The organism is Neptuniibacter caesariensis (assembly GCF_000153345.1).
Taxonomy (GTDB): domain Bacteria; phylum Pseudomonadota; class Gammaproteobacteria; order Pseudomonadales; family Balneatricaceae; genus Neptuniibacter; species Neptuniibacter caesariensis.
In genome coordinates, this window is sequence record NZ_CH724125.1 from 1,865,374 (window position 1) to 1,878,891 (window position 13,518).

The following is a 13,518-nucleotide window of genomic DNA, read 5'->3' on the forward strand; positions in this document are numbered from 1 at the left end:
TACTCAGCCCTTAACTCAGTTCAAAAGCCGCCTTAATTTGCGGCCTCCCTAAGCAAGGACGGCGAATTCTACAGACATCTCAGAAAGGGTCAACACCCCAATGTAAAAAAACTTAAAAAAACCGTAAAAAAGTGAAGAAACCGTTTAAATCGATTAAAGAACAATCAGAGCTGATTATTTGGTGTACAAACTCAGCTCAGAGACAGCGATTAGAAATAAAAAAGGCGCTTTAGAAGCGCCTTTATAGGATGATTAAATAATCTATTCGTTAGCTATTACACTAACCAGAACAGATGGTGTTTCTTTTTACCTAGTTTAACCAGGAAATATCTCTCGAACAGGGCTGCGTCTTTCGAAAAGACACCCGTCGCATTCATAATGTCATCAAGCCCATGCGCCTTGCCATTAACAATAACTGCGTTACGTTGAAGAGCATCTTTAACCTGTTTCCCACTTGGCGCCATACCCGCATCCGACAGAATTGTTGTCAAAGGCTGCTCTGCCACAGCAGATACATCCAATTCAGATGAAGGCAAGCCGTCTTGAGCCAACTGAGCATAGTCCTGCTCACTCAGATTAGAAGTATCTCCTGAGAACAATGCTTCAGTAATACGTTTAGCTGCAGCCAGACCTTCTTCACCATGTACCAGGTGTGTAACTTCTTCAGCCAATACACGTTGAGCTTCAGGACGCCCCTGCCTTTCAGCATCTTCTTTTTCCAGCGCGTCGATTTCCGACACAGAAAGGAAGGTAAAGTACTTCAGAAAACGGTATACGTCCGCATCTGCTGTCTGTAACCAGAACTGATAGAAAGCGTATGGCGAAGTTTTATTTGCATCCAGCCAGATTGTTCCAGATTCTGTCTTACCAAACTTAGTACCATCTGATTTTGTAATCAGTGGCAGCGTCAGACCAAATACCTGATTGCCATTCATACGACGAGTTAGTTCTGTACCACCGGTAATGTTACCCCACTGGTCAGATCCACCAATCTGCAATGTACAGTTATGGGACGCATTCAGTTGCTGGAAATCATATGACTGAAGAATCATGTAGGTAAATTCAGTGAAGGAGATACCTTCACCTTCACGATCGATGCGTTGTTTCACCGATTCTTTTGCGATCATCTGATTGACAGAGAAATGCTTACCGATATCGCGCAAGAATGACAAGATATCTACATTCTGCGTCCAATCCAGGTTATTCACTACTTCTGCGCTGTTAGCGCCACTTTCAAAGTCAACAAACGCACTCACCTGCGCCTTCAGCTTCTCCACCCAGCCAGCAACCGTTGAATCATCGTTCAGCTTGCGTTCCTGAGCCTTAAAGCTTGGATCGCCGATCAAACCAGTTGCACCGCCCACCAGCGCCAGCGGCTTATGACCAAACTCCTGAAAGCGTTTTAATGTCAGTAGTGGAACAAGGCTACCAATATGCAGACTATCGGCTGTCGGATCAAAGCCGCAATAGAGTGTCACACTGCCTTCAGCAAGATGTTTTTCCAGTTCTTCTTCACTGGTCATCTGCGCAACCAGTCCGCGCGCTTTAAGGTCTTGTAAGAGTGTTTCGCTCATTGCTTTACTGTGCCCTTTGAGTATTGGCTATATAAAAGAGCCGCTATTTTAGCCGCAGCTCGCCCTGCAAACAAACCCGTTCTTTCTATTCTTAAGTTGATTTTGGTTAAGCTGTGCTTAAGTTTTGATCAAATACGCCGACATTATTGTTATTAAATGGCATAATGCGCGTTTATTTAGCAGCCCAATAAAAGCTATAACGAAGGGGAACAGGGTGCTTAATCGCTTTCATAAACTCCGGGGGCAGTTTCCGACTGTGCACCTGGTAGCTGTCAGTGCGTGTGTTTTTATTTTAAGCCTGACATTAACTTTACTACCGTCTCAGGAAGTTGAGGCCATGCGCGGTGATCTGCCCGCACCACTTCCGCTTAAGGTTATTTCCATCTCAGATACAGCGCCCGCTAAATCTGGCGCGAACAATCTCACTACGCCAGAAGCTGATCCATTACCTGCCCAAGAAAACTGGGTAACCTACACAGTCGGCTCGGGTGACAATCTCACAAGTATCTTCAAGAAAGCAGGTCTGAGTAACCGCGATGTCTTTCGCGTTGCAAACGCAGGAAAATCCCAAAAAGCTTTTACCCGGATTTTCCCTGGACAAGAATTCTCTTTCCTTATTCAAAACGGCAAGCTTACTCAACTTAAGCATATTCAATCTAAGCTTAAACAAACCCACCTGATTGAATCAGATACAGGCTACCAAGTTACCGAAGTCATTCGCGAACCGAGCCTCAAACAACGCTATACCTCAGGTACCATTAAGGACTCTCTATTTCTTGCCGGTGAAGAAGCAGGATTATCCAGCAAAAAGATCATGGAGCTTTCCAGCATATTTGGCTGGGATGTGGATTTTGTACTCGACATTCGTAAAGGGGATCACTTCAGCCTGATCTATGAAGAGAAGTTTCTCGATGGTGAAAAAATTGGCGAAGGCCCTATTATTGCTGCCCAATTCACTAACCGTGGGAAACAGTTTACCGCTTTACGATACACAACTATTGATGGCGACAGCAGTTATTACACCCCTGAAGGGTATAGCATGCGTAAAGCCTTCCTTCGCTCCCCTGTCGACTTTGCCCGTATCAGCTCTCGGTTTAACCTGAAACGAAAACACCCTGTGCTTAACCGAATCCGAGCTCACAAAGGCGTCGACTACGCTGCTCGAACCGGCACACCGATAAAAGCGGCCGGGGATGGCAAGATCATCTTCCGTGGCCGTAAGGGCGGGTATGGCAATGTTGTGATCGTTCAACACGGCAGCAACATCACCACGCTCTATGCACACATGAATAGCTTTAAGCGCGGCCAGAAAAACGGTACTCGCGTTAAACAGGGCCAGGTCATCGGCTTTGTCGGAAAAACCGGCCTAGCAAGCGGGCCTCATCTGCATTACGAATTCCGTCTAAACGGCGTTCATAAAAACCCGTTAACTGTGAAGCTTCCGCAAGCATCACCGATTGCCAAAAGTGAAAAGAGCGCTTTCAAGACGGCGGCCAGTACAATGCTTGCTCAGCTAGAGACATATCAGGCAACAACATTGGCAGCAAACAGCCAGACAGTAAAATGACCGCAAATATCTATATTGGCCTGATGTCAGGTACTAGCCTGGACGGCATTGATGCAGTTGCCGTTCGCTTTACGCCTGACTGTCATATTATTGCCAGCCATAGCGAGCCATTCCCCAGTGACCTTAAACAGCAGATTTTACGTTTAACCCAGCCCGGAGATCGCGAAATCGATCTGATGGGCCAGATAGACATTCAACTGGGTGAACTCTTTTCACATTCTGTAATGCAACTTTTACAGAAGAATGGACTAAAAGCTGAATCCATTGCAGCAATTGGTAGCCATGGTCAAACGATTCGCCATCGCCCCGAGCACGGCTTTACTCTACAGATTGGCGATCCAAACATTATTGCAGAGCGCACCGGCATTACCACCATTGCTGATTTCAGACGTCGTGATATGGCCGCTGCCGGCCAGGGTGCCCCTTTGGTACCTGCATTCCATCAGGCGATGCTACACAACCCCGACATGGACCGTGTCCTTCTCAATATCGGGGGCATGGCAAACATAACTCATCTTCCGCAGGACCCAACCAAAGCCATTAGTGGATTCGATACCGGACCGGGAAACATACTATTGGATGCCTGGATCAATGAGATCAAAGGCCTACCATTTGACAAAGATGGAGCCTGGGCTTCGAGCGGCAAGATCAATTCCGCACTGCTTAATGACCTGCTGAGCCTTGATTATTTTCAAGAAGCGCCACCCAAAAGCACAGGACGAGAACAGTTTAATCTGGCGTGGCTGCAGAACACCCTGGCGACACATCAAGATATCGCCAATAAGGATGTCCAGCGAACCCTGCTAGAGCTAACAGCTGCAACCATTGCCGATGCGCTTAATAAGTATGTTAACTGCGATCAGTATGACTTATTCGTATGTGGTGGAGGCAGCAGAAACCACCAACTAACCCAACGCATTCAAGACCTTCTACCAAATGTAGTCATGCAGACCAGTGATAAAGCAGGTATAGATGCAGATTGGATGGAAGCAGCGGCTTTTGCCTGGCTGGCCAAATGCTGCCTGGGGGGCTCTTGCGGTAATGCCCCATCGGTAACAGGCGCAAAGGGCAATCGTATTCTAGGGGCTATATACCAGGCTTAGAAATAGAGATAACCATCCCGACGTAAGCGAACTTCCTCTGCCGGCCCAAGCGGCACTGTATCGACAAAATCAGGAAGTTCGGAACGCTCTACCCCATTGATGCGCATCCAGGTTTCACAGATCCGAATATCGATCACATTATTCGCCTCTAGACGCTGGGCCAAAGCGAGCAAATCTTTGTACTGATCCATATTGCGATGCCGGAAAGCATGCGCCTCATCCCCATGAAGCACAAATACAATCGGTTCGTAAGAACTCAGATTATCAACCTCTTCAGCCAGCATACTTGCTCGCTTAAAGAGCATCTCTACTTCACTAGGGGAATTCTTCTTGATCAGCGCCAGATAGCGGGAATTTTGCACTTCAGGCGCAACCGGCGACTGCTGAGGCTCAGCTTGAACTGAAAAGGAAACACAGATAAAGAGAAAAAAGTTCGCCAAAAACCGCATTAATGCCCCCGAAAGGATCTTAGAAATCACTTATATAAGAGCAAAAGGTATATGAATAGGTTATGAACTTGCAAGCCCATAACCTATTTTCAGCAGGGATTTAGATAGAGAAAGAGGAGCCGCAACCACAAGTTGTCGTTGCGTTAGGGTTGTTGATAACAAACTGAGAACCTTGCAGCCCTTCTTTGAAATCGACTTCAGAACCAACGAGATACTGGAAACTCATTGGATCAACCACCATTGTTACACCATCACGCTCAATCACGGTATCGTCATCGGCAGCGCTTTCATCGAAGGTAAAACCATAGGAGAAGCCTGCACAGCCACCACCCGTAATAAATACGCGTAGCTTCAGGCTATCGTTCTCTTCTTCTTCGATTAGCGATTTAACTTTTGCAGCTGCAGACGCGGTAAACGCCATTTCCTGCTCTAGACCTGGTTCAACTGTTTCTATCATAAGACCATACTCACATTTGCTGGGCGCATTATTACCTTAACCAAGCAATTCAGTCAAGTATTAAGGCATCAACCCAACAATATTAAGCCCGGCCGTTTCTTCAAAACCGAACATAATATTCATATTTTGAACAGCCTGGCCCGCTGCACCTTTAACCAGGTTATCGATAACCGATAGCACAACTACGGTGTCATCACCCTGTGGACGATGCACGCTGATCCGGCACATATTCGCCCCTTTCACGCTACGCGTCTGCGGATGGCTACCCGCTGGCATCACATCTACAAACGGCTCATCAGCATAACGCTCTTCAAACATCGCCTGTAAATCGTGATCAACAGGATCTTTAAGCACGCCATAGCAGGTCGAATGAATACCACGAATCATGGGCGTCAGGTGCGGTACAAATGTTAAATGTACTGGACGCTCTGCCGCTAGCGCTAAGCCCTGCTTGATCTCTGGAAGGTGACGATGTCCATGCACACCATAAGCCATCATGCTCTCACTAGCTTCACAAAGCAGCATACCTACTTTAGCGCCACGCCCAGCACCACTGACTCCAGATTTACAATCAGCAATCAGGCGACGGTGATCGATCAGCGTATTTTCCAGCAGAGGCAGGAATGCAAGCTGCGTAGCTGTCGGGTAGCAACCTGGGCAAGCAATCAACTGTGCATCTTTAATCTGTTCACGGTTAACTTCTGGAAGACCATAAACCGCTAATTCAGCCATTTCAGGCTGTGTATGTTCCATTGCATACCACTGAGACCAAAGCTCCAGGTCTTTAATACGGAAATCCGCACCCAGATCGATGACCCGCACACCTTTACCAACCAGTTCAGCCGCCATATTCATAGCAACACCGTGCGGCGTTGCAAAGAAAACCACATCGCAACCGCTCAAAGTTTCCACATCAGGGACGGTGAATCGCAGATCGTGGTGTCCTCGCAAGTTTGGATACATGTCAGCCACGCTAACACCTTCCTCAGAACGGGAAGTAATCACCTCAACTTTAGCCTGTGGATGATTTGCCAACAAACGAAGTAACTCAACACCGGTGTAACCGGTTCCACCTACAATACCGACCTTAATCACAGTAACCTCTCATAAGGGATGAAAAACTGGTAACGTATAATACTACAAAGCAACCCAGACAATGACTATTAATAAGTAAAACTACTCCATGTTTCGTAACGCTTTTTCAATGGAACACTTCCGTCACCGTCTTGCGCACAGTGAAGCACTGCCGCAAATGGTGGTCCTTGGGATTATCTGCGGCCTGCTTTGCGGAGTCGTGTTAGGTAGTTTTCGTCTTCTTTTAGAAGTTCCCTTAGCTCACCTATTACCGGGCGGTGAGAGCGAAAACTTCGAAGAACTATCAGGCTGGTACCACTTCTTTTTACCTGTGATAGGTAGCCTGATCATCATCGCTATACTTTCCAGGGTCACGCCTCTAACAAGGAAAGTCGGTGTTACCCATTTACTTGAGCGTATGGCTTATCACCAAAGCAATCTTCCTTTAAAAAATGCCATTGTTCAGTTTCTAACCGCATCAACAGCACTTCTGTTTGGGCACTCGGTCGGGAAAGAGGGGCCTGCGATCCATTTAGGCGCGACCTGCGGCAGTCAGTTAGGCCAAAAACTGAATCTACCTAACAACACATTGCGCATTCTAGCCGGGTGCGGAACAGCCGCGGGGATTGCTGCCACTTTTAACACCCCTTTAGCCGGTGTTGTATTCGCGATGGAAGTTGTCCTACTCGAGTACACTGTGATCGGCTTCATGCCGGTTATGGTCGCGGCAGCTACAGGCGCGCTGGTTATGCAATTTATGTTCGGCCAGGAGTTAGTGCTTACTGTTCCTGCAATGCAGATAGAATCGTTAAGTGAGATTCCCTACGTCGCGTTTCTTGGCGGCATGATCGGCCTGCTTGCGGTAGCCTTTATCTCACTGATGCGTGAGACAATGCGCTGGTCCGATCATTCCGTTTTAACGTACAAAACAAAGTTAATCATTGCTGGGCTCTTCACCGGTAGTGTTGCGGTGTTCGTACCTCAAGTAATGGGGGTGGGTTACGATACCGTCACTTCCGTTCTGAATGGAGAACTAGGACTCGGCATTTTAATAGCAATACTGATAGCTAAATGCTTGCTAACCCCGGTTGTTCTTGGCCTTGGTATACCCGCTGGCTTGATTGGCCCGACGTTTTTTATCGGCGCCATTGCAGGAGGCCTTCTGGGGATACTCGGAGCCGGCGCAGTTAATGAGCAAGTCGCCAACCCCGGTTTTTACGCTTTACTGGGAATGGGGAGCATGATGGGTGCTGTCGCTAACGCTCCCATGGCAGCACTGGTTGCAATATTGGAACTCACAGGAAACCCAAACATTATTTTCCCTGCCATGATATCCATTGTCGTATCGAATTTGATCGCCAGGTATGTCTTTAACATGCCTTCCATTTTTGTGACGAGCATGAATCTCCAGGGAATGGACTACAGGTACCAACCACTCACCCGAGTATTAAGCAGTGCCGCCGTGCAAAGCCTTATGAGCACCAGCTTTGTAAAGTGTGATCCAATCATATCCTGTGCAGGAGCGAAAAGCGCTTTAGACACTGAGCCCAGCTGGATAGTTATTAACAACAAGGGCAGATACACCCTGCTGTCACCTGGTGACCTACATTCAACGACACGCGATATTGCATCGGATACAAGCGATATCGATATGCTGAACATCCCCGGTCTTCGTCTGGACACAGGTTTTATCGATACCAAAGCGACACTGCAACAGGCATTAGACAAAATGACAGCCGACGGCATGGACGCACTCTGTATCAGAGACAACAATGAACAGGTCATCGGGCTATTAACCCGCGACCAGATAGAAGAGTTTTACCGGAAAAGCTAATTATGCAGTATCAGCTACAAGGCCTTTATGGGATAACCGATGCCGAATTAATGCCCTCGACCGAGGTCATGCTTAAAAAAGTAGAGCAAAGCATTAAAGGCGGTGCGAAAATTATTCAGTACCGCGATAAGTCTTCCGACTTACAAAAAAGAGTTGAGCAAGCCTCGGCCGTTAATCACCTCTGCCAAAACCACAAAATTCCTCTTTTAATTAATGATGATGCAGGGTTAGCAGCGGGAATTGGAGCCGCAGGTGTTCATTTAGGCCAAAGCGACGGGGCCATCCCTGAAGCCCGTGAGATGCTTGGTGAACAAGCCATTATCGGGGTAACCTGCCATGACTCATTAGCTTTTGCACTGCAGGCGGCAGCCGAAGGTGCGGATTATATTGCCTTTGGCGCATTCTTCCCTTCTAAGACTAAACCTAATGCGACACCCGCCCCTTTAGAGCTATTAATGCAGGCTAAGCATGAAGTAAACCTTCCAATAGTAGCGATTGGAGGCATTAGCGTGGATAATGCAGCCCAGATTATTGATGCAGGTGCCGATATGGTTGCTGTCATTCATGCGCTTTATGCGCAGAACAATATCAAAGCAACCGCGCAACAATTCCACCAGCAATTCAGCAACAGAATTTAGAGAGAATAAAAGATGTCCCGTTCAGAAGAACTCTTTCAGGCAGCTCAAGTACATATTCCAGGCGGCGTTAACTCCCCGGTTCGAGCCTTCAAAGGTGTGGGCGGAACACCGGTTTTCTTCAAACGCGGTGAAGGGGCCTACCTGTTTGATGAAGACGATAACAAATATATCGATTATGTCGGCTCATGGGGCCCCATGATTCTGGGCCACTGTAACAGCGCTGTTATCGATGCGGTTCGCAATTCTCTGGATAATGGCCTGGGCTTCGGCGCGCCTACAGAAATTGAGATCGAGATGGCTAATAAAGTCTGCGAGATCATGCCATCACTGGATATGGTACGCATGGTCAGCTCAGGTACTGAAGCAACCATGAGTGCAATCCGCCTGGCTCGCGGCTATACCAAGCGAGACAAAATTGTAAAGTTTGAGGGCTGCTACCACGGTCACTCTGACTCGCTATTAGTAAAAGCTGGTTCTGGCATGCTAACTCTGGGTGAACCAAGTTCGCCGGGCGTACCCGCTTCGCTAGCTGAACACACAATAACACTCACCCACAATGACATCGAAAGCGTCCGCAAAGCATTCGCCGAGATGGGTGATCAGATCGCATGCATCATTGTTGAACCGGTTGCCGGTAACATGAACTGTATTCCTCCTGTTCCGGGCTTCCTTGAGGGCCTTCGTGAAGTCTGCGATGAATACGGCACTGTTCTGATTTTTGACGAAGTCATGACCGGATTCCGTGTTGCTCTGGGTGGTGCTCAATCTGTCTATAACGTTCAGCCAGACCTGACAACGCTTGGCAAAGTCATTGGCGGCGGCCTTCCTGTCGGCGCCTTTGGTGGTAAGAAAGAGATTATGGAGCATATCGCCCCGCTTGGAGCGGTCTATCAGGCAGGGACCCTTTCAGGTAACCCATTAGCAATGGCAGCAGGTCTGGCGATGCTTAACGCAGTATCCGAGCCAGGCTTCTATGAGCAGCTTGGCGCCAAAGTAGAGCTTCTCACTGAAGGACTTCAGGCAGTCGCTATGGCAAACGGTATTCCATTTACCACTAGCCGAGTTGGCGGCATGTTCGGCTTATTCTTCACCGAGCAGGAAAAAGTCACAAGCTTTGCTGAAACGATGAAATGTGATGCTGATCGTTTCTCCAAATTCTTCCATGGCATGCTTGAACAAGGTGTGTACCTGGCGCCTTCTGCATTTGAAGCTGGTTTCGTTTCTGCTGCACACACTCAGGATGACATTGAAGCAACATTAGCCGCAGCAGATCAGGTTTTTGCCAGCCTGAAATGAGCAGTCTGTTTCTAACCAACTGCCTTTTGATTATCTGCGCCCTCTACTTAGCAGGCCGTAGCTATAAACAAGGCGAGAGCCGTGACCATACTGCGAGTATGGTCATCAGTTTATCGGCCGCTTTTATTGCTTGTGCTGCAGCTGGCAACATTTTGCTTCAAAGTCCTGATCAGGACACACAAACACTAAAGCGAATCTTAGATAACCTGGCTTATTACGCTGCGATTCCTCTCATTGCTAGCGCGATGGTTGATAGCGCATGGAAATATGAGTGGAGCCGGGCGGCCTGGGGAAGATGGCTACTCGCCCTGTTTGCTCTCTTTGAGCTTTGTCGGCGCAGTGAAGTTGGTATTGAATACAGCCAGATCATGGCTGCGCTAAGTGCCGGAGCCATTCTGATTAGCGCTCTTCGCTTGCAAGCTTTAGCCTGTAAAGTGGCAGGCACTCTCGCAGCAGTCACCCTGGCTATAAGCTTATTGGTATATAGCCCGACAAGCTTAATCCCGGATCAACAAGACGCAGGCTTTTTCGCTACTGGTTTGAGTGTTTTCTTAATACTCATTGGCGCAACAATACCTAAAACCAACCGCAGCAATGCCTAAGTAAAAAAGGCCAGATCATAGATCTGGCCTTTTGTTAATAACTCAACGCTTTTTGCCTGGCCTTTTGCGCACCAGAACGATCGCCTGAGCTGTCTTTAATATCAGCAATCAATAGCCACAGACGACGCAGCATAATCGCATCACCTATCGCCATATTCGTGCCTTTAAGCGCTAACTGTTCAGCCTGAAGCCAACGACCTTCCAAACGGCGAATATCTGCCCATTGGTAATAGATCTCTGGATCACGAGGAGCAATTCGCTGCGCCCGCTCAAGACTACTTTCTGCTGCTTGCATCGCCCCGTTTACCTTCTGGCGATTAGCAGTATCCAACAAGGCAATGACCGCAGGGTTCTTTGCTCTCGTCGTCACTGGCGTTGGCACAGGCACAGCAACCGGCTGTTCAGTACGAGATTGGCGAACAACCGCAGGGCTCATATCTACCCCTCTTGCAGCAGGTTCAACTGACTGGACAACACCGCCTGAACCGGCTCTATCCTCAACCGGAGGGCGATAGCCTCCTGTTCCACTTACACATCCAGCCAAGCCCGTTACCAGTAGAGTAACAAGCAGCGCCTTACTACGTTTATTTACCTGAACCATTGTTTGAACCAATCCAGTGACTCACTTTGCTGTCGATTAGCACACTCAGCATATTCCTGCGGAGCTGTACCTTTTATGAACGGCAATTGTCGCACACCCTGACAGTGTTCGGCAGCAACCCTACCGGTTTTTTCTTCAATCCAGTGATACTCAATATCTTCAGGTTGATACGCCATAAATGGTTGAGGTTGTTCCTTAACCATCAATTCGGTCCAAACCCTTAAAGCGCCTCCGGAACCGGTAAATGGCAGTTTTTTATTATCATCTAAGCCTAACCAGACTACCGCTAAGCGATCACCCGCAAAACCGGCAAACCAGCTATCTCGCTGATCATTACTTGTACCGGTTTTGCCTGCGACATTTAACCCGGCCGGAAGACGGCTATATACATAGCGCCCAGTGCCTTCACGGGTTACAGCTTGCAATGCATATTGAATCAGATGCATATTTTCAGCTGACACCACCTGCTTAACCTCAAACGGATATCTGGATAACTCATTCCCCTCAACATCCGTGACTAAACGAATCGCACGCATCGGTGTTCGGAATCCGTTTGCAGCAATGGTCTGATAGATCGCAGCAATCTCAAAGGGGCTCATCGACTCTGCTCCAAGCAAGAGTGACGGGTAAGGTTTCGGATCACGCTCAATCCCTAAACGCTCAAGCAGATCAATGACATTTGAAAGGCCGACATCCATACCCAGTTGCGCGGTGCTCTGGTTGTAAGATTTCGCTAACGAAAGATAAAGCGGCACTTTACCGTGGCTCACCCGATCAAAGTTCTGCGGCACCCAGCTTGAACCATCTGACAAAGGCACGCTGATCGGCTGATCATCCAGCATTGTTGATAGGGTATACCCTTCTTCAAGCCCCGCCAGGAAGACAGCTGGCTTAACCAATGAACCTATCGGACGGCGTGCATCAAGGGCCCGATTGAACCCCTGGTAACGGGCGTTTCGCCCGCCAACCAACGCCAGCACCTCACCTGTTTGAGGATCAGTTACAACAATCCCCCCTTGCAGATCAATCACAGGCTTACCATAGCGTTTTTGTAGTTTAGCAATTGTCTGAGTCAAAGCCGCTGCCGTATTAGCCTGAACCATCGGGTCCAAACTAGTGAAAACCCGCAGCCCTTCAGAGCTAAGCACCTCTTCAGGATACTCCTCGCGAAGCTGACGTTTAACCAGATCCAGGTACGCCGGGTAGCCCCCTTTATGCAAGCTTTTCTGTTTCACAACACCTAAAGGCTGTTTCTCGGCATCGAGGCGCTGCTTCATTGAAATAGCACCCTGCTCCTGCAACACTTTCAGCACCAGATCACGACGCTTTTTCGCCCTTTCAGGCTGCCGGCGCGGATCATAATAAGATGGTCCTTTAACCATACCGGCCAACAGTGCAACCTGATGAAGCTTTAACTCATGAATAGGTTGGGCAAAATAGTATTGACTGGCCAGGCCAAAACCATGCACAGCTCTGGCACCAGATTGCCCCAGGTACACTTCATTCAGATAAGCTTCAAGAATTTCATCTTTGTCGTAATGAAGATCCAGCAACACGGCCATTGGGATCTCCATCAGCTTACGCGCCAAGGTACGATCAGACGTCAGATAGAAGTTCTTAATGAGCTGTTGCGTCAGCGTACTTCCACCCTGAACAAAACGCTTAGCCTTAATATTGACCCACATAGCACGAGCAATACCGCGTAACGAAATACCAAAATGCTCATAGTAATCACGGTCTTCAATCTGAATGAGCGCATCGATCAGATATTGAGGCGCTTGATCTAAACGAATCAGATCACGATCTTCATTATCTCTGGGGTAAATTCCGCCAATTAAAATTGGCTCTAAGCGACTCAGATTCACCGGTTGACCACGATCATCTTTTATCGACGCCAGTTGATCCCCCCGAAAGGTAAGTAACAAACGTTGAGCCGATTCATCAGCATCCGGAAAACTAAAGCCTCGGGTATAAACCCGGGCGCGACTGGAAGCCCATTCAACCATACCAGGCTTATCAGCCCGGTTAACAAACCGATATCCCAGACCTTTAAGCTCTGCTTTGAACGCTTGACGATCCAGTACCTGCCCTGGATACAGCTCTAACGGACGAGCATAAACCTTAGCCGGTAATGCCCAACGTTTACCTTCAAATTTTTGCTTAACCTGGACATCAAGATAAATCAGGCCGATCCCGCCAATAACTATGCCCAGCAAGGATAGTTTAAACAGGAAAATGAATAGTTTTTTCAGGAAACTGCGTGGCTTTTTAACGGATTTGCCACGACTTGACGATTTTGGTGCTCTCTTTTTTGCCATCGGCT

Annotated in this window: 12 protein-coding genes; 6 read left to right on the top strand and 6 right to left on the bottom strand. The window is 48.1% G+C overall.

Annotation, left to right across the window (positions count from 1 at the left end; translation table 11 throughout):
- Positions 1-275 precede the first annotated feature (275 nt).
- Positions 276-1,574: a tyrosine--tRNA ligase gene (tyrS, locus tag MED92_RS08645; RefSeq protein WP_007021146.1), complete on the bottom strand. Its 1,299-nt coding sequence runs from the start codon at positions 1,572-1,574 to the stop codon at positions 276-278.
- A 214-nt stretch (positions 1,575-1,788) separates the two neighbouring features.
- Here tyrS and MED92_RS08650 point away from each other — a divergent pair, with 214 nt between their 5' ends.
- Positions 1,789-3,141 carry an OapA family protein gene (locus tag MED92_RS08650; protein WP_007021147.1) on the top strand — a complete coding sequence of 451 codons (1,353 nt, stop codon included), beginning with the start codon at positions 1,789-1,791 and terminating at the stop codon, positions 3,139-3,141.
- The gene (locus tag MED92_RS08655) at positions 3,138-4,244 is read left to right on the top strand and encodes an anhydro-N-acetylmuramic acid kinase (protein WP_007021148.1); all 1,107 of its coding nucleotides are present in this window, start codon (positions 3,138-3,140) and stop codon (positions 4,242-4,244) included. The genes MED92_RS08650 and MED92_RS08655 overlap by 4 nt, the downstream gene beginning before the upstream one ends.
- On the opposite strand, the gene MED92_RS08660 is transcribed toward MED92_RS08655, so the two are convergent.
- From MED92_RS08660 to argC, 3 genes are all read right to left on the bottom strand, one after another.
- Complete coding sequence (locus MED92_RS08660) at positions 4,241-4,693, bottom strand: DsrE family protein (protein WP_007021149.1); 453 nt, start codon at positions 4,691-4,693, stop codon at positions 4,241-4,243. The genes MED92_RS08655 and MED92_RS08660 overlap by 4 nt on opposite strands.
- Positions 4,694-4,793: 100 nt before the next feature.
- Positions 4,794-5,150 carry an iron-sulfur cluster insertion protein ErpA gene (gene erpA / locus MED92_RS08665; RefSeq protein WP_007021150.1) on the bottom strand — a complete coding sequence of 119 codons (357 nt, stop codon included), beginning with the start codon at positions 5,148-5,150 and terminating at the stop codon, positions 4,794-4,796.
- Between the two features lie 60 nt (positions 5,151-5,210).
- Positions 5,211-6,245 carry an N-acetyl-gamma-glutamyl-phosphate reductase gene (gene argC / locus MED92_RS08670; RefSeq protein WP_007021151.1) on the bottom strand — a complete coding sequence of 345 codons (1,035 nt, stop codon included), beginning with the start codon at positions 6,243-6,245 and terminating at the stop codon, positions 5,211-5,213.
- 88 nt (positions 6,246-6,333) lie between these two features.
- Between argC and MED92_RS08675 the strand changes: the two genes are divergently transcribed.
- The 4 genes from MED92_RS08675 to MED92_RS08690 are packed head-to-tail and all read left to right on the top strand — an operon-like array spanning position 6,334 to position 10,594.
- Positions 6,334-8,058 (top strand): chloride channel protein, encoded by a 1,725-nt coding sequence (locus tag MED92_RS08675; RefSeq protein WP_007021152.1) that lies wholly within the window; start codon positions 6,334-6,336, stop codon positions 8,056-8,058.
- 2 nt (positions 8,059-8,060) lie between these two features.
- Entirely contained in the window at positions 8,061-8,696 is a 636-nt protein-coding gene (gene thiE / locus MED92_RS08680) for a thiamine phosphate synthase (RefSeq protein WP_007021153.1), read from the top strand.
- Between the two features lie 12 nt (positions 8,697-8,708).
- Positions 8,709-9,992 (top strand): glutamate-1-semialdehyde 2,1-aminomutase, encoded by a 1,284-nt coding sequence (gene hemL, locus MED92_RS08685; protein WP_007021154.1) that lies wholly within the window; start codon positions 8,709-8,711, stop codon positions 9,990-9,992.
- Positions 9,989-10,594, top strand: coding sequence for a hypothetical protein (locus MED92_RS08690; RefSeq protein ID WP_007021155.1), 606 nt, complete (start codon positions 9,989-9,991; stop codon positions 10,592-10,594). The genes hemL and MED92_RS08690 overlap by 4 nt, the downstream gene beginning before the upstream one ends.
- Before the next feature lie 34 nt (positions 10,595-10,628).
- Here the strand turns inward: MED92_RS08690 and MED92_RS08695 are convergent, their stop codons facing one another.
- Positions 10,629-11,195 (bottom strand): hypothetical protein, encoded by a 567-nt coding sequence (locus MED92_RS08695; protein ID WP_007021156.1) that lies wholly within the window; start codon positions 11,193-11,195, stop codon positions 10,629-10,631.
- Complete coding sequence (mrcB, locus tag MED92_RS08700; protein WP_007021157.1) at positions 11,183-13,513, bottom strand: penicillin-binding protein 1B; 2,331 nt, start codon at positions 13,511-13,513, stop codon at positions 11,183-11,185. The genes MED92_RS08695 and mrcB overlap by 13 nt, the downstream gene beginning before the upstream one ends.
- Positions 13,514-13,518: the final 5 nt, after the last annotated feature.